This window comes from Dyadobacter sp., assembly GCF_039919315.1.
In the GTDB taxonomy this organism is placed as follows: Bacteria; Bacteroidota; Bacteroidia; order Cytophagales; family Spirosomataceae; genus Dyadobacter.
On record NZ_JBDSFX010000092.1, the window covers coordinates 49,448 to 66,038 of the forward strand.

The 16,591-nt window shown below is 44.8% G+C and carries 15 protein-coding genes; 4 read left to right on the forward strand and 11 right to left on the reverse strand.

Features of this window, described 5'->3' with window-relative positions; translation table 11 throughout:
- Positions 1–10: 10 nt before the first annotated feature.
- The gene (locus ABIO93_RS27150; RefSeq protein WP_348073154.1) at positions 11–1,345 is read left to right on the forward strand and encodes a GntP family permease; all 1,335 of its coding nucleotides are present in this window, start codon (positions 11–13) and stop codon (positions 1,343–1,345) included.
- 79 nt (positions 1,346–1,424) lie between these two features.
- Here the strand turns inward: ABIO93_RS27150 and sucC are convergent, their stop codons facing one another.
- Entirely contained in the window at positions 1,425–2,648 is a 1,224-nt protein-coding gene (gene sucC, locus ABIO93_RS27155) for an ADP-forming succinate--CoA ligase subunit beta (RefSeq protein WP_348073155.1), read from the reverse strand.
- A 90-nt stretch (positions 2,649–2,738) separates the two neighbouring features.
- On the opposite strand from sucC, the gene ABIO93_RS27160 reads away from it, so the two are divergent.
- Positions 2,739–3,401: an ABC transporter ATP-binding protein gene (locus ABIO93_RS27160; RefSeq protein WP_348073156.1), complete on the forward strand. Its 663-nt coding sequence runs from the start codon at positions 2,739–2,741 to the stop codon at positions 3,399–3,401.
- A gap of 198 nt (positions 3,402–3,599) precedes the next feature.
- Here the strand turns inward: ABIO93_RS27160 and groL are convergent, their stop codons facing one another.
- Positions 3,600–5,231 carry a chaperonin GroEL gene (gene groL, locus ABIO93_RS27165; RefSeq protein ID WP_348073157.1) on the reverse strand — a complete coding sequence of 544 codons (1,632 nt, stop codon included), beginning with the start codon at positions 5,229–5,231 and terminating at the stop codon, positions 3,600–3,602.
- A gap of 57 nt (positions 5,232–5,288) precedes the next feature.
- A complete protein-coding gene (locus ABIO93_RS27170; protein WP_031526862.1) occupies positions 5,289–5,585 on the reverse strand; it encodes a co-chaperone GroES in 297 nt (98 codons plus the stop codon).
- A 231-nt stretch (positions 5,586–5,816) separates the two neighbouring features.
- On the opposite strand from ABIO93_RS27170, the gene ABIO93_RS27175 reads away from it, so the two are divergent.
- Positions 5,817–6,524 (forward strand): hypothetical protein, encoded by a 708-nt coding sequence (locus ABIO93_RS27175; RefSeq protein WP_348073158.1) that lies wholly within the window; start codon positions 5,817–5,819, stop codon positions 6,522–6,524.
- 77 nt (positions 6,525–6,601) lie between these two features.
- Here the strand turns inward: ABIO93_RS27175 and secG are convergent, their stop codons facing one another.
- From secG to ABIO93_RS27205, 6 genes are all read right to left on the reverse strand, one after another.
- Positions 6,602–6,979, reverse strand: a complete 378-nt coding sequence (gene secG, locus ABIO93_RS27180) for a preprotein translocase subunit SecG (protein ID WP_348073159.1) — start codon at positions 6,977–6,979, stop codon at positions 6,602–6,604.
- Between the two features lie 70 nt (positions 6,980–7,049).
- A complete protein-coding gene (locus ABIO93_RS27185) occupies positions 7,050–7,700 on the reverse strand; it encodes a hypothetical protein (RefSeq protein ID WP_348073160.1) in 651 nt (216 codons plus the stop codon).
- Positions 7,701–7,758: 58 nt separating this feature from the next.
- A complete protein-coding gene (locus ABIO93_RS27190) occupies positions 7,759–8,307 on the reverse strand; it encodes an LptE family protein (RefSeq protein ID WP_348073161.1) in 549 nt (182 codons plus the stop codon).
- Positions 8,291–9,589, reverse strand: a complete 1,299-nt coding sequence (locus ABIO93_RS27195) for a sigma-54 dependent transcriptional regulator (protein WP_348073162.1) — start codon at positions 9,587–9,589, stop codon at positions 8,291–8,293. The genes ABIO93_RS27190 and ABIO93_RS27195 overlap by 17 nt, the downstream gene beginning before the upstream one ends.
- Complete coding sequence (gene miaB, locus ABIO93_RS27200; RefSeq protein WP_348073163.1) at positions 9,586–11,097, reverse strand: tRNA (N6-isopentenyl adenosine(37)-C2)-methylthiotransferase MiaB; 1,512 nt, start codon at positions 11,095–11,097, stop codon at positions 9,586–9,588. The genes ABIO93_RS27195 and miaB overlap by 4 nt, the downstream gene beginning before the upstream one ends.
- A gap of 148 nt (positions 11,098–11,245) precedes the next feature.
- Positions 11,246–13,711, reverse strand: coding sequence for a BamA/TamA family outer membrane protein (locus tag ABIO93_RS27205; protein WP_348073164.1), 2,466 nt, complete (start codon positions 13,709–13,711; stop codon positions 11,246–11,248).
- Here ABIO93_RS27205 and ABIO93_RS27210 point away from each other — a divergent pair.
- A complete protein-coding gene (locus tag ABIO93_RS27210; RefSeq protein ID WP_348073165.1) occupies positions 13,711–14,475 on the forward strand; it encodes an RNA methyltransferase in 765 nt (254 codons plus the stop codon). The two genes, ABIO93_RS27205 and ABIO93_RS27210, sit on opposite strands and share 1 nt — an antisense overlap.
- A gap of 9 nt (positions 14,476–14,484) precedes the next feature.
- On the opposite strand, the gene ABIO93_RS27215 is transcribed toward ABIO93_RS27210, so the two are convergent.
- Both ABIO93_RS27215 and ABIO93_RS27220 read right to left on the reverse strand, forming a co-directional pair.
- Positions 14,485–15,273 carry a queuosine precursor transporter gene (locus ABIO93_RS27215; RefSeq protein ID WP_348073166.1) on the reverse strand — a complete coding sequence of 263 codons (789 nt, stop codon included), beginning with the start codon at positions 15,271–15,273 and terminating at the stop codon, positions 14,485–14,487.
- A gap of 56 nt (positions 15,274–15,329) precedes the next feature.
- Positions 15,330–16,574, reverse strand: coding sequence for a pyridoxal phosphate-dependent aminotransferase (locus ABIO93_RS27220; RefSeq protein WP_348073167.1), 1,245 nt, complete (start codon positions 16,572–16,574; stop codon positions 15,330–15,332).
- Positions 16,575–16,591 lie beyond the last annotated feature (17 nt).

Below are 16,591 nucleotides of genomic sequence, written 5' to 3' on the forward strand. Positions count from 1 at the left end.
TCACCCTCCGATGATCATATTGATAGTTCTTGCCGCCATTGTATTCATTGTTTTAAGTTCGACGGTTTTAAAAATGCATCCGCTGGTAGGCCTTCTGCTGGCCGCTATCGGAGTGGGTGTTTTTGCCGGACTGCCCATTGACAAGCTGGCAGAAACGATCGGTAAAGGTTTTGGAGAACTAATGTCCAAGATCGGTCTAATGGTCATCCTGGGATGTGTGATCGGAGCGGTTCTGGATAAATCCAGTGCTGCCATTAAGGTCGCTGATGTCATTCTAAAACTATTTGGAGAAAAAAGACCTGCTTTTGCCATGTCGGTAATCGGCGCAATTGTGGGTATACCGGTATTCTGCGACTCAGGTTTTATCATTTTGCATAAACTGAACCAGATCGTTGCCAGAAGGACAAAGCAGCCGCTGGGTACCATTGCATTATCACTGTCTGGTGGTCTTTTTGCTACGCATACATTGGTTCCACCTACGCCCGGGCCATTATCTGCGGCGGGTAATCTCGGCATAGCTGACTCTGTAGGCCTGGTAATCCTGATAGGTCTGATCGTCTCCATTCCAAGTCTTTTTCTTTCCACCTGGTTTGCCGGGAAGTATGCTAGAAAAGTAGAACTGGCTGAGACATCGGCGGTAGAAGAGCCAGTCCTGCTCCATGAAAAGCAATTACCGCCTGCCTGGAAAGCATTCATGCCGATCGTGCTGCCTATTTTGCTGATCACGCTGGCGTCATTTGCCAAAATTTTGAATTTTCCTGAGGTATGGATCAAATGGCTGGGATTTTTGGGCAGTCCTTTGGTTTCGTTTTTGCTGGCGATATTTTTCAGTTATTCCCTGTTTCCGGAATATGCTGCGGAACGCATGATGTCGTGCTTCAAAAGCGGTATCGAACATTGCGGGACGACATTGGTTTTGGTGGGTGCAGGAGGGGCTTTCGGGGCAATATTGAAAGAAACTTCTTTAAAGGAAATGGTGAGCGAATGGTTAATCCACAATGAAATGTCGGGCGGGTACCTGTTGTTAATTGCCTTTCTGATAGCCGCTTTCTTCAAAACTGCGCAGGGGTCGACAACCTCCTCCATGGTGCTGACAACCAGTATACTAGCGCCATTACTAGCATCATTGGGCTTTGTTACGCCCCTTCAAATTACATTGGTCGTGATGGCCGTAGGAAGCGGGGCCATGATTGTTTCCCATACCAATGATGCTTGGTTTTGGGTAGTTTCGCAGTTTACGGGGATTTCGGCGAAGGATACTTATAAAACCCACACGATCCTGACGGGATTGCAGGGATTGGCGAGCTTCGCTACGACGATGGCGTTGTACTGGATCTTGGGGTGATGGGATGCCCCTCCCGGATGGCGTGGTGCCGGAGGGCATAGCCCAGGACTTAAGTCCTGGGCTATGTTGCGGGTGGGTGCTAGACGCCCAATTCGGCCAGAACTTCTGAAACCTTGGTTGCGGCTTCTTTGAATTCGATCGCTGAATATACTTTCAGACCTGACTCATTAATGATACGCGCTCCTTCTTCTGCATTGGTTCCCTGCAAACGAACGATGATCGGAACAGGTATTTCGCCAATTGCTTTGTAAGCTTCAACGACACCAGCTGCAACGCGGTCGCAACGAACGATACCACCGAAGATATTGATCAGGATCGCCTTTACATTAGGATCTTTCAGAATGATACGGAAACCTGCTTCTACGGTACGAGCGTTCGCGCCACCCCCAACATCCAGGAAGTTAGCAGGCTCACCACCTGAAAGTTTGATAATATCCATGGTAGCCATCGCAAGACCGGCACCATTGACCATACAACCTACGTTTCCGTCCAATTTTACGTAGTTCAGGTTGTTAGCGCCTGCCTCTACTTCCAAAGGATCTTCTTCGTTGGTATCACGCATTTCAGCCAGCTCTGGGTGACGATACAATGCATTGTCATCCAAATCTACCTTCGCATCAACGGCAAGAATTTTATTATCAGATGTTTTCAAAACCGGGTTGATTTCGAACATCGCTGAATCACTTTCAATATAAGCTTTGTAAAGTGAAGTGATGAATTTCACCATTTCTTTGAAAGCATCACCTTCAAGGCCTAATGCAAAAGCTACTTTACGTGCCTGGAATGGCTGCAAACCTACTTTTGGATCAATCCACTCTTTCATGATTTTTTCAGGAGTGTGCTCAGCAACCTCCTCTATATCCATACCACCTTCTGTACTTGCCATGATGACATTACAGTTTCTGCCTCTGTCAAGCAGAATAGACAGATAGTACTCTTTTGGCTCACTAGGACCTGGGTAATAAACATCCTCAGCAATAAGAACTTTGTTTACGCGCTTGCCTTCTGGGCCAGTCTGATGCGTAACAAGTACTTTTCCCAGAATGTTATTCGATATTGTACGCACATCCTCAACAGATTTTGCCAAGGCAACACCACGTTGTTCGCTGCCTACAATTCTGCCTTTACCACGCCCACCCGCGTGAATTTGTGATTTAACCACATACCATTTGGTACCTGTCTGCTGGCTAATCTCACGGGCGACTTCCACCGCTTTGTCAGGGGTGTCGGCAACAAGTCCTTCCTGAATACGTACGCCGTATTTTTTAAGGACACTTTTGCCTTGATATTCGTGAATATTCATGAGTATAAAAGTAAATTGGTATTTTCACGGCAAATTAAGGAATTAATCAAAACGGGCGTAGGTTTCAGTCCAATTATCTTTCTTCAAAATATGAATTTACTTCGGGCGAGCGGGATCAGGCGGACATACGGTTCTCTGCAGGTTTTGAAAGGAATTGATCTGGAAGTAAAAACGGGAGAAGTAGTAGCAATAGTGGGTCCGTCAGGAGCTGGAAAAAGTACTTTCTTGCACATTTTAGGCACATTGGACAGGCCTGATGAAGGAGAAGTACTGATAGAAGGAGTGAATGTTTTTACCCAAAAGGATAAAGATCTTGCCAAATTCAGAAATGAAAAGATTGGTTTTATCTTCCAATTTCATAATCTGCTGGCCGAATTTACAGCCCTGGAAAATGCCTGCATGCCCGGCTACATTAATGATTCGGGGAACGAAAAAGAGATTACTTCCAGAGGAAAAGAGTTGCTTGATATGCTAGGTCTTTCCGGTAGAATGGATCATTTGCCTTCTCAACTATCTGGCGGTGAGCAGCAAAGAGTGGCAGTGGCGAGAGCGCTTTTCAACAGACCGTCCATCGTACTCGCCGACGAACCCAGCGGTAACCTCGATTCTCACAATGCACTGGATCTGCACCAATTGTTTTTCAAGCTGCGGGATGAGTTCGGGCAAACTTTCGTAATCGTAACGCACAACGAAGAATTGGCAGAAATGGCAGACCGTCGACTGGTTATGCAGGATGGGATAATGCTTCCATAAATTTTTTTTACTCAAATGTGTGACGACCTGTTGATGACCACGTCTCAATCGGGAAGTTTTTCATAACGTTGAGTAAAGCAAATAGCCGCCCGGATTTTCCGGTCGGCTATTTTATTGAGCTTAGAGTTTAAGAGTTCAGAGTCGAAAGTGTAACAATTGAATTATAAACTTTCGACTCTAAACTCTCAACTAAAAAAATTACATCATTCCGCCCATTCCACCGCCGTGGCTGTGGCCACCGCCTGCAGGAGCTTCTTCTGGTTCGTCAGCAATAACACATTCAGTTGTCAACAACAGACCTGCAATAGATGCTGCGTTTTCCAAAGCCAAACGTGAAACTTTCTTAGGATCAATGATACCAGCTTCCAAAAGGTCTGTGTAAACATTGTCTTTTGCATTGTAACCATAAGCGCCAGTTCCTTCTTTCACTTTCGCAACAACTACCGATGGCTCTTGGCCTGAGTTAGAAACGATTGTTCTCAAAGGAGCTTCCAAAGCAACACGGATAATGTTGATACCGGTTGTTTCGTCTTCGTTGTTTCCGGTAAAGCCTTCCAGAGCAGCAGTAGCACGGATGTATGCCACACCACCACCAGCTACGATACCTTCTTCAACAGCAGCACGGGTTGCATGTAATGCATCGTCAACGCGGTCTTTTTTCTCTTTCATTTCAACCTCAGTTGCAGCTCCAATGTAAAGGATAGCTACACCACCTGACAATTTAGCCAGACGTTCCTGCAATTTTTCGCGATCGTAATCAGAAGTTGTATTTTCGATCTGTGCTTTGATCTGGTTAACACGGCCCTGAATGTCTTCAGAGTTACCTGCACCATTTACCAAAGTTGTGTTGTCTTTGTCGATAATTGCTTTTTCGCAAGTACCAAGGTATTCCAAAGTTGCGTTTTCCAATTTGAAACCGCGTTCTTCGCTGATAACTGTACCACCAGTGATGATAGCAATGTCTTCAAGCATTGCTTTACGACGGTCACCAAAACCAGGAGCTTTAACAGCAGCCACTTTCAAGGCGCCACGGATTTTGTTCACTACCAATGTAGCCAACGCTTCTCCGTCAACATCTTCTGCTAAAATAAGCAAAGGACGGCCAGTTTGTGCAACTGCTTCAAGAACTGGAAGCAATTCTTTCATGGAAGAAACTTTCTTCTCAGAAATCAAGATGTATGGACGCTCAAGATCAGCTTCCATTTTCTCTGTATTAGTAACAAAATATGGAGAAAGGTATCCACGGTCAAACTGCATACCTTCTACGGTTTTAACTTCCGTTTCGGTACCACGAGCTTCTTCCACAGTGATAACACCTTCTTTTCCTACTTTTTCCATCGCCTCAGCGATCATCTGACCAATTTCTTCGTCATGGTTAGCTGAGATAGTAGCAACCTGAGCGATTTCTTTGGAAGTAGAGATGTTTTTCTTTTGTTTCTCAAGATCTTTAACGATCACGGAAACAGCTTTATCGATACCGCGTTTCAGATCCATTGGATTTGCGCCAGCTGCTACGTTTTTAACACCGATCGAATAAATCGCTTGTGCAAGTACAGTTGCAGTAGTAGTACCATCACCTGCTGAATCAGCAGTTTTAGAAGCAACTTCTTTCACCAATTGAGCACCCATGTTTTCAATAGGGTCTTTCAAATCGATTTCTTTTGCAACAGTAACACCATCCTTAGTTATGCTTGGTGAGCCGAATTTTTTGTCGATTACAACATTACGGCCACGAGGTCCCAAAGTAACTTTAACGGCGTCAGCCAATGTGTCAACACCGCGCTTTATTTTATCGCGGGCTTCTGTGTCAAAAAATATTTTCTTAGACATAACAATTAATTATTTGAAATAACTTTAAGAGAAACTATGAATTTTAATGTCAGACAATTAACCAATAATGGCATAAATGTCTGATTCACGCATGATCAGGATGTCTTTTCCTTCGTATGCTAATTCAGTACCTGAATACTTACCGTACAATACGGTATCACCTACTTTTACTGTAAGCGGCTCATCTTTTTTACCTGGGCCAACGGCTACCACGGTTCCACGCTGAGGCTTTTCCTTTGCAGTATCAGGGATAATGATACCAAATGCTGTTTTTTCTTCGGCTGGGGCTGGTTCTACAAGAACACGATCAGCCAGAGGTTGTACGTTCACTTGTATTTCTGCTAAAGTTGACATAAATATTAAACGTTTGTTTTTTATGATTGTCAGTAATTGATTTGACTGCAAACTCGTAAGCACAATCTATGCCAGCGTTTCCTCTCTGACATTTTTTCCGGGAAGTGTGACAAATTTGTATCTAAACCTGCCGTTATATAACTATAGTGCTTTTCGTGTGTCAGGAAAGTCAAAAAATTGTTTCCGGTTTTGAAAATGCTTAAATTTTATCGGCACCAAAGTTAAAATCCGATGACAAACCTCCAAAAGAATTGGTTAACCGAAGGAATTTTTGATCTAGAGTACAAAAAATATGTGCTAATGGCCTATTTGCAGCATATAGATAGCGAGTTTACTCAAAACCGGCTGCATCCGCATTTGCCCGAATTGAAATACCATTTCAACTCATGCATCAACATTCAGGCTAATAAGAGTCAGATAAAAACATCAATTCCCAAAAACCTGACAGGTATAAATATTCAGAGATTGAGACTGGAGTACGAGGAGACCCATCAGGATGATCCTTACCTCGAAGATTTGAATTACATGCTCGATTTTGCGATTGACCGCTTTTCTAAATCCATTGATGAGGGTACAGAAAGATTCAACGAAGTGGAGGAAAATGTGAAAATTTCGCCCGTAGGAATCGTGCCGCTTCGTTTGCAAGAGGGCTATCTGCTATTTCTGCATACTTTCCAGCCGCTGGTAAGCATATTTGAATACCAGCTTGCGCTATACAACGAAATGAAACAGAGGTATTTGAAAACGACTTTCGTGGAAACCGTGCGGATAGGTATCGGCAATACCGTGTCACAAATCAAAGTGGATCTGACAAAAAAGAACAAGTCACTCCCCAATCCGGCTACCTATGTGGTGGAATCGCGCTATGAGTATCCCTTGCAGGAAACCCTTTTGCCTGTCGCTGAGAAGCTGATGTTGCGGGAAATTAATATCGCCTAGCCATTGCCACGGAAGGTCTGAAGCCAAAAAAGGTTCGCGATGCTGCATCGCGAACCTTTATATATGTTTCTTTCTGCTTATTTCGAAGTATCAGCAGGCGTTGGTGCTGGGGCAGTAGCAGCAGGAGTAGTCGATTTTGCAGGTGCAGGAGCAATATTTCCGCCTGGTACCGCAGTATTCTGAGCTTTGTCTACATTGACACTTTTAATGCCGGTTTCTGCATTACTTCCGCCTACTACTATATAAGAAGCAAGGGAGATCAGAATAACAGTGCTGGCAAGTCCCCAGGTAATTTGTTCAAGCAAATCAGTGGTTTTTTTAACGCCGAACATTTGGGTAGTCCCTGCTCCGCTAAACTCACTTGAAAGTCCTCCTCCTTTTGAATTTTGAACCAAAACAACGAGAATCAATAAAACTGCTACAATTGCAACCAGAATAATCAAACCCAAATACATGCCTTATAATATAAAAATGAATGAATGATTGAATGAGTGAATGCGTCATTCACTCGGCTTCGCTTCAATTTTAGCGATATAACTCGCTTAATTTTTTTGCAAAGTAATTCCTTTTTTCCGGTTTTTTCAAGATCAATTTTTGATAGAGATCAATTGCCTTCTCGATTTTGCCCTGACGGATTAAAATTTTTGCAAATGCTTCGGTCTCAATACTTCCGCTACCCGATTCGGCAACCCTGCCGCTCAGATCAATGGATACCGGTTCCAGATTATTATCCTGACGCTGTATCCGCGGATTTTTCTTCATAAAACCCTCAATAATCTGCTGCTGTCTTCTTTGCTCTTCAGATCTTTGAGCTTGTTGCGGCGTAATTTCCTGCTCGACAATGCTGATCAGAATATCTTCACCATTTTGGGGAATCGCTTTGTCCTGCGCCTCAATCACTTCCTCGATGTTGACGGAAGCATCGTAACGTTCCGTATCGTTTTCCACCAGTTGCTGTAAAGCGACCCTGCTCAATGCATATGCGGCAGCGCGGGGACGGGTTTCGTCGAGTTTTTCAGCAGAAGTGAGGCTGGAAGCCTTCGCCAAAAGCGAGTAGGAGATCTGGCAAAAAGGAAATGCTTTGATCGTAGCTTCCAGTTGAGGGATTACATCTGTACCAACCGCGTGCGGGCGTTTTACCAATTGGCTGAATGTATCCTTATCAATGATTGCCATGAAGTGAGCGGGTGTTAATTTGAAACGGGGAGATAAAATTAGGCAAAAGGAATGTCTCTTACCAGTCCGCAGCTGATTTATTAAAGATCTGCTGAACGATGTTTTCACGTATCGTTGGTAGCAACCGCGCTTCATTCTGGTTAAGTGTCTGATCCTGTGGGAAGTCGGCATAGTAGGTGAAAGCCTGGTCAAAGTTCTTGGTTTCGTCCTTCGCATTGGTATATCTCACCTGCACAGTTACATTCAAGCGGTTAAGGCCGGCCTGGTCGTTAGCAGTAGGCGCAGCCGCCAGTACATCGTACCCGGTAATGGATCCTTCCAGTACAAGGTCACCACCGCCGGGCTGGCTGATGAGGCTGGTATTTCGCTGGAAATATTCTTTTAATTCTTCCGTAAGCCGTTGCGGGAGATCGGACGGGCCACCCGCTGTTCCCATCGTAAAGTTGAGAACGCTGAAAGTCTTGATGTCAGGGGATAAATTGGTCCCGGTAAAGGAGTACACGCCGCATCCCGATATAAAAACGGAACTGTGTAAAAAGAAAAGCACCAAAATCCAGTTTTTAGCAGTCAGGTACCGGCATACCTTATTGTTATTCTTCAATGTCATACTGTTTAATCTTCCTGTATAACGTCCTTTCCGATATGCCCAATGCGTTGGCCGCATATTTTCGTTTGTTATTATTCTTCCGCAATGCCTTGATGATCATTTCTTTTTCCTTGTCTTCCAGTGAAAGTGATTCTTCCTCGGCCGTAACGTGTAAAACATCCTCAATTTCACTCCTTTCGTCGGAATACCTGTCCAGATCGACAGTTCTTGATGGTGTGGGAGAAAGCAAACGCGCCGGTTCAATAGTCGGCGTATGCGATGTAGACTCAGGGTTGTTGTTCAATGAACTGAACAGCTCCTGGTGATCTTTCAAAATATCACCGCCGTACTTTTCATTTTCGAGCACATTCCTGACGAGTTTTTTAAGTTCAGTCATGTCGCGGCGCATATCGAACAAAACCTTGTAAAGTAGCTCCCGTTCCGAAAACGATTCGCCTCTTTCTTCACCGGTCCGCAGCGTGATCAGCGCTTTCCGGCCGGCGGGCTGCACTGGGTTCAGGTAATGGTTGAGCGTATCCGAGGTAATAGGAAGCTCTTTGTCAGTTTCAAGAATGGTGATCTGCTCGGCGATGTTTTTGAGCTGACGGATATTACCGGGGAAAGGATATTGCATCAGCAAGTCACGTGCATCAGTATCCAATCTGACTGGTTTGGTGCGGTATCTTTCCGAAAAATCATTCGTAAACTTTCTGAATAGCAACAATATATCGTCGCCCCGGTCCCGCAATGGCGGCACATAAATTGGCACAGTGTTCAACCGGTAATAGAGATCTTCCCTGAATTTTCCATTATTAACGGCATCCAACAAGTTAACATTGGTAGCCGCTACGACCCGCACATTCGTTTTAAGGACTTTGGAAGAACCTACCCGGATATACTCTCCGTTTTCGAGTACACGAAGTAATCGGGACTGTGTTCCCAAAGGCATTTCTCCTACTTCATCCAGGAAAATAGTCCCACTGTTTGTGGTTTCAAAATAACCTTTCCGTGAATCCAATGCACCGGTAAAAGCGCCTTTTTCATGTCCAAAAAGTTCCGAATCAATGGTTCCTTCCGGTATTGCGCCGCAGTTGATCGCAATGAATGGCCCGTGTTTTCTGGAACTGAGGCTATGTATGATTTTTGAAAATGATTCTTTTCCGCTTCCGCTCTCGCCGGTAATCAGCACGGTAAGGTCTGTCGCCGCCACCTGAACCCCTACATTAATAGCATGATTCAGCCCGGGGGAAGTACCAATGATTCCAAAACGGTTTTTTATTGCTTGTATTTCTGGTAAATTCATGAAACTGGCTGATGGCTGTTGGCTAATGCAGGTGTTTTTTCGACTGCATACCCACGAAGCGTTGCAGTAGTGCAATCGGTGATCATTACATTCACATAATCACCCTTTTTGAAATTTTCTCTTGGGAAAATAACCTTTTTATTTTGGTCATTGCGTCCAATAAAATCGTCTTCCGAACGCTTGGAAGTGCCTTCGACAAGTATTTTCTGAATGGTACCAATGAGTCTTTGGTTACGTTCCATTGAAATACGCTGCTGTACCTCAATAATTTCCGCAAGTCTTCTTTGCTTAATGTCCGCCGGAATATCATCGGTGAATTTTTTAGCAGCCAATGTCCCCGGGCGCTCTGAATAGGCAAACATATACCCAAAGTCGAATTTGACATATTCGAGCAGGGATACCGAATCCTGGTGTTCTTCTTCCGTTTCCGTGCAGAAACCGGTGATCATGTCATGCGAAATGCCGCAATCGTCACCCAAAATCCTTCTGATACTGTCGATTCGGTCCAGATACCAGTCCCGGTTGTAAGTACGGTTCATGATTTCCAGCACCCGGCTATTGCCGCTTTGAGCAGGAAGGTGAATGTATTTGCAGATGTTATCGTGCTTTTTAATGGTATACAACACCTCATCGGTAATGTCCTTGGGGTGAGAGGTACTGAATCTGACACGCAGCTCGGGACTTACTAATGCGACCATTTCCAACAATCCGGCAAAATTAACGTGAACCTGAGTTGGCGAATTCACATTCAGTTCCTCAGAAACCGCGATAATGCCCGGCTGGCCTGTCCATTTGTAGCTGTCGACATTCTGGCCTAGCAACGTCACTTCCTTATATCCGTCCCTAAAAAGCTCTTCCGCTTCTTTCAAGATGGAATAAGGGTCGCGGCTGCGCTCACGGCCGCGGGTGAATGGTACCACGCAAAAGCTGCACATATTATCACAGCCGCGCATAATGGAAATAAATGCAGTTATGCCATTGGAATTCAGTCTGATAGGAGAGATGTCGGCGTAAGTTTCTTCTTTGGAAAGAAACACATTGACACCTTTCTGGCCTGTTTCGGCTTCCTCTATCAAACGTGGAAGATCGCGGTAGGCATCCGGGCCGGTTACAATGTCCACCATTTTCTCCTCGTCCAGCAACTTTGCTTTCAGCCTTTCAGCCATGCAGCCCAATATTCCGATCAAAGTCCCGGGTTTCCGTTTCTTGATCATATTCAGCTCAGTGAGCCTTTTTCGCACTTTTCTTTCCGCATTATCGCGAATGGAGCAAGTGTTTAAGAAAAGAACATCCGCATTGTCTGCGTCCGAAGTCGTGGCATATCCAGCTTCACGCATCACGGATGCTACAATTTCACTGTCAGAGAAGTTCATCTGGCAGCCGTAGCTTTCTATAAATAGTCTTTTTTTGCTTGAAACAGGCTCATTCTCAGAAACACGCACGATTTCACACGCCTCTTTATCCGCCTCAGTCAATATTTTTAATGTATCTGCAATTCTATGTTCCATGCGAAGGGATCTTAGTCTCAAAATCTGCGTACTAGCTGAATCACCCGATTTGTTCAGGCTAAAAAAAGCGCTGCAGAATCACAAAGATAGGAAGAAATAACAGAAAACTGACAAACTGTCATAGCCTAGCATGAGGCAAATTTCATTGTCAAAACGGATAGCCGACACCCAGATTGATGTTTAAAAAATTGGATTGTGTTCTTTTGAAAAGCCTGTTAAACTGCAATTCATCCAGTACAAACCGTTGTAATGCAGGATCATATACTTTAATCCCGAAGTCAAATCGGAGGACAAAAAAGGAGAGGTCATAACGAATACCAAATCCCGTACCGACGGCGATTTCGCTTAGAAACTTATCCGCTTCAAATTTTTGAGAATCTGTTGCCGTACTTCCCAGGTTCCAAACATTACCCGCGTCTAGAAACAGGGCATAATTAATGTCGCCGAAGAATTTGGCCAGAAATCCCCGCCATTCCAGGTTTCCTTCCAGCAGGAACTCCCCGGGAGATTCGATTGACAAATTATTGTAAGTGAGTCGCGGAGGAGACGAGCCGGGACCAAGCCTCCGGGGTAGCCATGCTCGCAAACTGTTTGATCCACCGGCAAAGAAATATTTTTCATACGGCGGTACTTTACTATCACCATAGCTGTAAATGGCACCGGTATTGACCCGCGCAACAAATGCGGATTTTTTCCCGGCAGGCCAGTAGCGCCGGAAATCTGCATTCCAGCGTAAATATTTATAGAACTGAAGATCGTCGCCAAATACATTTTTGATGAGCTTTTTCTGGCCCGGAAGCACATTAAGGGAAGTACCCCCTGATTCAAGCCCGATCCTGAAATACCTTGCATTTTTCTGCCGCCCGATCAGGGAGTTTGTATTATATACAAAGTTGAAGTTAATGTCTGATACGAAAGATGGATTGAAGCTGTTGATCAGATTGTTACCCTGCAATTGCAATTCTTTAAGCAGGCTTTCGAAATCAGCACGAATGTTCTGGGTATTCAGAATGTTGAGGTCAACCAATGATACATTGAATAGGGTAGTATTTGTAGGCTGCCAGGAATAATTCAGCGCCATTTTTACATTGGTCCGGGTATATTCCGGGCGATTGACATAGTTATAACCCAAACTGACCTGGGTCCGGGGATTATAGCCGGCCGATTGCTTTTGAAACAGACTGCCCGGCGTGAGCAGTCGCGGAAAGATCAGGGAAGTATTCAGTCCGATTTCTTCACTCCTGTATATTTGCTGATCACCCAAAAAGCCCGGTACCAGTTCAATCCCGCCTCTTAAATTTGCTTCAAAATTCTCCAAACCATTGAACACATTACGGATTTTATACGACAGGTTAGCGAATGGGCCCGGTGTGCCTTGCAGCTGTATTACATTCAGCCCAACATCTGTGGAAATCTGGTATTTTTCAAGTGGTATCACCCTGAAATAGCTATTGATGCCTTTACCGGTTGAATCGAGGGTGTAGTTGTAGTTAACAAATCGGAACTGATCGGTCAGCGAAAGTTGCTGCTGCGTGTCCCTTTCCTTTTTCTGGCTGTAAAATGCGCCGGGACGTACCTGAATTTTACTATCCAGTATTTTTGTTGAAAATCTTTTGTCTGAAAAGAGATAATGAATGTCCCGATAACTAGTCGTATCCTTTCTGAAAAGAGAGTCAGCAAAGCCGGAAGGAGGCAGCACCTCAAAATTAACAGAATTGATCACGTAGCGGACGGGCTTGTCCCCCTCCACGGGCACATCTACGCGAACTTTCACGTCTACTGATTTGAAAAGACTGTCAGTCAATGCATTGGTAATGGTGTCGTTCACGAGGTAGGTCACATTCTGCCGGGAAAAACCCATATAGCCTTGGTCACGCAGCAAGGTTTCTATTCTTACTCTCTCTTCTTCAAATGCGTCACCATCGTACCTCTTCTTGCCAGTCAACGCTGCATCTTTGGAATTGGCACTGATAATACTGTCGGCAAAATAGTTTTTGATCTGATACGACACGTCGCGGATCATGGTGGGACGGCTTTCGGTAACCAGGTAATTGACCCTGATCCTGTCAAAAATCGTATCGGGCTTGAACCCAACCTTTGCCTGAAAAAAACCATTGTTATAAAGGTACTTCTGCATCTTTTCAGCATTCAGCGCCACCTCATTCAAGTCAAAATATACCGGGGCTTCTCCCAGAACACGCATCCAGAAATTGCCCTGCTCTACCCGTGCCTGTGCTTTTTCAAGCTTTTTGGCATATCGTCGCTGTATCTTTTCAAGCTTTCGGGGAGAATTTTCGTGAATCCGAGATTCTTTCTGATAATTTTGCGTGACCTCAATGACCTTTCGCTGTTTTTCTTCCCGGTTGTAAAACAGTTCGCCGAAACGGTACAGACCGACATATGGGAAAAAAGGCAGGCCGAGCAATCGCCTGTTGGGTTTTTGGGGAATCAATGCATCAAGCTCCGAGTCATTGACAGCATGATTGCCCTTGATGGAAGAAGTGCCGAGAAAATAACTTTTGGTTGGTGATGTAGACTTGGGTGCGCAGGAAAATAGCCCTATCGAAACGAGGAAAATAAACCAACCGTATGTAATCCTACAATTAATATTCAATGCTGTCGAAAAATCGTATAAAGTATATCAACTCGCTTAAAATCAAGAAGTACCGGCAGCAGCACGGGGCATTTATGGTAGAAGGTGCCAAAAGTGTGCTGGAACTGCTGGAATCCGATTTTAAAACCGAGGTCGTCTTAGCAACTCAGGAATTTCAGCAAAAATACTCAAGTATTTTAACCCGGCACAACACGCTCACAGAAACGGTGACCATTCAGGAGCTGGAAGGACTCGGTTCCTTCCAAACTAATGACTCTTGCCTTGCCGTAGCTAAAACGAAGCAAAATGCGTTTTTGTCTTTGGATGATTCGGAATATATGCTTGTTCTGGATGATGTCCGCGACCCCGGAAACCTCGGTACCATCATCAGAGTGGCCGATTGGTACGGTATCAGCAAGATTGTTTGCTCCAATGATACCACTGACATTTATAACCCCAAGGTGATCGCTGCCAGCAAGGGTTCTTTCACACGCGTCAATATTTTTTACACAGATCTCGTATCTTATCTCAAAGAAAATAGCGCGAAAAAAAGTGTAATAGGAGCTTTCCTGGGCGGAGAATCACTTTATGATTTTCAATTTTCTCAAACCGGCGGGTATGTCATCATGGGTAATGAGTCCAATGGCATTGGCGCCGAGGTGGAAAAACTGGTCACGCACAAAGTGACCATACCGAGGATAGGAGCTGCCGAATCATTGAATGTAGGGATTGCTACGGCCATTATGATGGATAATATGCGGAGGCAGGTTTCTATAAAAGGCTGAAATTAACCGTTACTCGTGCGCTGCTTTGTGTGATAATTCTTCCGCAAATTCTTTCCCTAAATAGTTGTTAATGAAGTAATGGGCTACGTAAAGGAGCGGTGTGAGCAGGATTGCGACCACGCCTTTGTATAAATAATTGATTGTACCTACCGCGAAAATCTGTTTCAGATCCCAATTTCCGAAAACATAAAATGCAATCGTGATCACCACGAAGCTGTCAACCAATTGCGAAAACATAGTGGAGCCGGTAGCGCGCAGCCATATAAACCTGCTTCCGGTTTTCCGGCGCAGCCACGAAAATACCACCACATCCAGCAGCTGGCCCAGTAAAAATGCAACAATGGACCCGATCATAATGCCCAATCCCTGATTGAAAATCTTGGAAAATGCATCATTAATGTTGAAGACATTGCCTTGCTTGTCGGTATTATTGAGGTCCAGCCAGAATTGGGCAGGGGGCAGCATGGTGGCCACAAGAATGGTGATGAATGTGTAGGCAATGAAGCAGGCGGTGAGGAACGAGATCCTTTTCACACCTTTTCTACCAAAATACTCATTGATAATATCGGAAGTAATGAACACGACCGGCCAGTTCACAACGCCGGCTGTCATATTGAAGTCAAGACGCTGGCCTCCGATGAGCAATTGTGCAGGTGCTATCCCAAGCAGGCTTTCAACCGAAAATATTTTACCGCCGATAATCTCGGCAATCAACGCATTGGTGAGGAATATCCCACAAAGCAACAAAAACAGACGCTGCCTTTTGGCTTCCTGAATGGTAGTATTCGGTATGGTCATTTGGTTTCGGCAGTGTTTACTGTCAGACAGAGGATTACGAAATATGACCTTTTGGGTCAGGCAATTACATCTTCAACAGTGCGTGTGGACAAAACTCTCCGGTTTTCAAGGAAGTATTCCAGTTTGTCCATGGCCTGGTTCAGTTCATCCAGGGTAGGGAGAAACACGATCCGGAAATGGTCATCGGAAATGTAGTTAAAGCCTGTACCGGCCACTACAAGTACTTTTTGGTCGCTAAGAAGGTCATAAACAAACTTTTCGTCTGTTTTCAAACCGAACTTTTTCAGATCGATTTTTGGAAAAACATACAATGAGCCCTTGGGTTTTACGCAGGTAATACCTGGGATGGATACCAGTCTGTCGTAAACAAGGTTCATTTGTTTATGTAATCTGCCGGACGGAGCGACCAGTTCTTTGATGCTTTGGTAGCCGCCGAGAGCAGTTTGTATGGCATATTGGGTGGGGACATTGGCGCAAAGCCGCATGCTCGCCAGTAGTAAAAGTCCTTCTGTATAAGATTTGGCTTTTTGTTTGGCGCCGCTCAAAATCATCCACCCACCTCTGAAACCTGCCGAACGGTAATTTTTTGAAAGTCCGCCATAACTTACACATAATGTATCAGTTACTAGTGATCCCATCGGGTAATGAACGGCTCCGTCGTAGAGGATCTTATCGTATATTTCGTCGGAGAAGATAATCAGTCCGTGTTCCTCGGCAATTTTTGCAATCCGGATCAACACGTCTTTTTCATAGACCGCGCCCGTCGGGTTGTTGGGATTAATGAGTACAATTCCTTTGGTGCGGGAGGTGATCTTTTTTTCAAGATCGTCCAGATCCGGGTTCCAGTCTGCCTGCTCGTCACATACATAATGTACGGGTGTACCGCCGCTCAATGCAATCGCAGCGGTCCACAAAGGATAGTCGGGAGAAGGTACCAGGATTTCATCGCCCGGATTCAGCAATGCCTGCATGGAAAGCAGTATCAGCTCACTTACACCATTACCAATGAAAATGTCATTGATTTCAACATCTTGTATACCAATGGTTTGGGTGTAATGCATGACCGCCTTGCGGGCCGCGAACAACCCGCGGGAGTCTGAATATCCCTGCGCATTGCGGATATTCATGATGATATCGTGAACAATTTCATCGGGAGAATCAAAACCGAATGGTGCCGGATTCCCGATGTTGAGGTTATGGATTTTATAGCCCTGACTTTCAAGTTCCAGTGCTTTTTGATAAGTAGCCCCGCGGATCTCGTATTTCAGATTGTTGAGGCGCTGGCTTTTTAAGAATTCCATGATTTATTGAGCTGGAT

Coding starts and splice junctions, on each gene's coding strand:
- ABIO93_RS27175 (WP_348073158.1), top strand. CDS start 5,817: ATGACAAACCTCCAAAAGAATTGGTTAACCGAAGGAATTTTTGATCTA.
- groL (WP_348073157.1), bottom strand. CDS start 5,231: ATGTCTAAGAAAATATTTTTTGACACAGAAGCCCGCGATAAAATAAAG.
- sucC (WP_348073155.1), bottom strand. CDS start 2,648: ATGAATATTCACGAATATCAAGGCAAAAGTGTCCTTAAAAAATACGGC.
- ABIO93_RS27190 (WP_348073161.1), bottom strand. CDS start 8,307: ATGACATTGAAGAATAACAATAAGGTATGCCGGTACCTGACTGCTAAA.
- ABIO93_RS27210 (WP_348073165.1), top strand. CDS start 13,711: ATGCTGTCGAAAAATCGTATAAAGTATATCAACTCGCTTAAAATCAAG.
- ABIO93_RS27160 (WP_348073156.1), top strand. CDS start 2,739: ATGAATTTACTTCGGGCGAGCGGGATCAGGCGGACATACGGTTCTCTG.
- ABIO93_RS27220 (WP_348073167.1), bottom strand. CDS start 16,574: ATGGAATTCTTAAAAAGCCAGCGCCTCAACAATCTGAAATACGAGATC.
- ABIO93_RS27150 (WP_348073154.1), top strand. CDS start 11: ATGATCATATTGATAGTTCTTGCCGCCATTGTATTCATTGTTTTAAGT.
- ABIO93_RS27185 (WP_348073160.1), bottom strand. CDS start 7,700: ATGGCAATCATTGATAAGGATACATTCAGCCAATTGGTAAAACGCCCG.
- miaB (WP_348073163.1), bottom strand. CDS start 11,097: ATGGAACATAGAATTGCAGATACATTAAAAATATTGACTGAGGCGGAT.
- ABIO93_RS27195 (WP_348073162.1), bottom strand. CDS start 9,589: ATGAATTTACCAGAAATACAAGCAATAAAAAACCGTTTTGGAATCATT.
- ABIO93_RS27215 (WP_348073166.1), bottom strand. CDS start 15,273: ATGACCATACCGAATACTACCATTCAGGAAGCCAAAAGGCAGCGTCTG.
- ABIO93_RS27170 (WP_031526862.1), bottom strand. CDS start 5,585: ATGTCAACTTTAGCAGAAATACAAGTGAACGTACAACCTCTGGCTGAT.
- secG (WP_348073159.1), bottom strand. CDS start 6,979: ATGTATTTGGGTTTGATTATTCTGGTTGCAATTGTAGCAGTTTTATTG.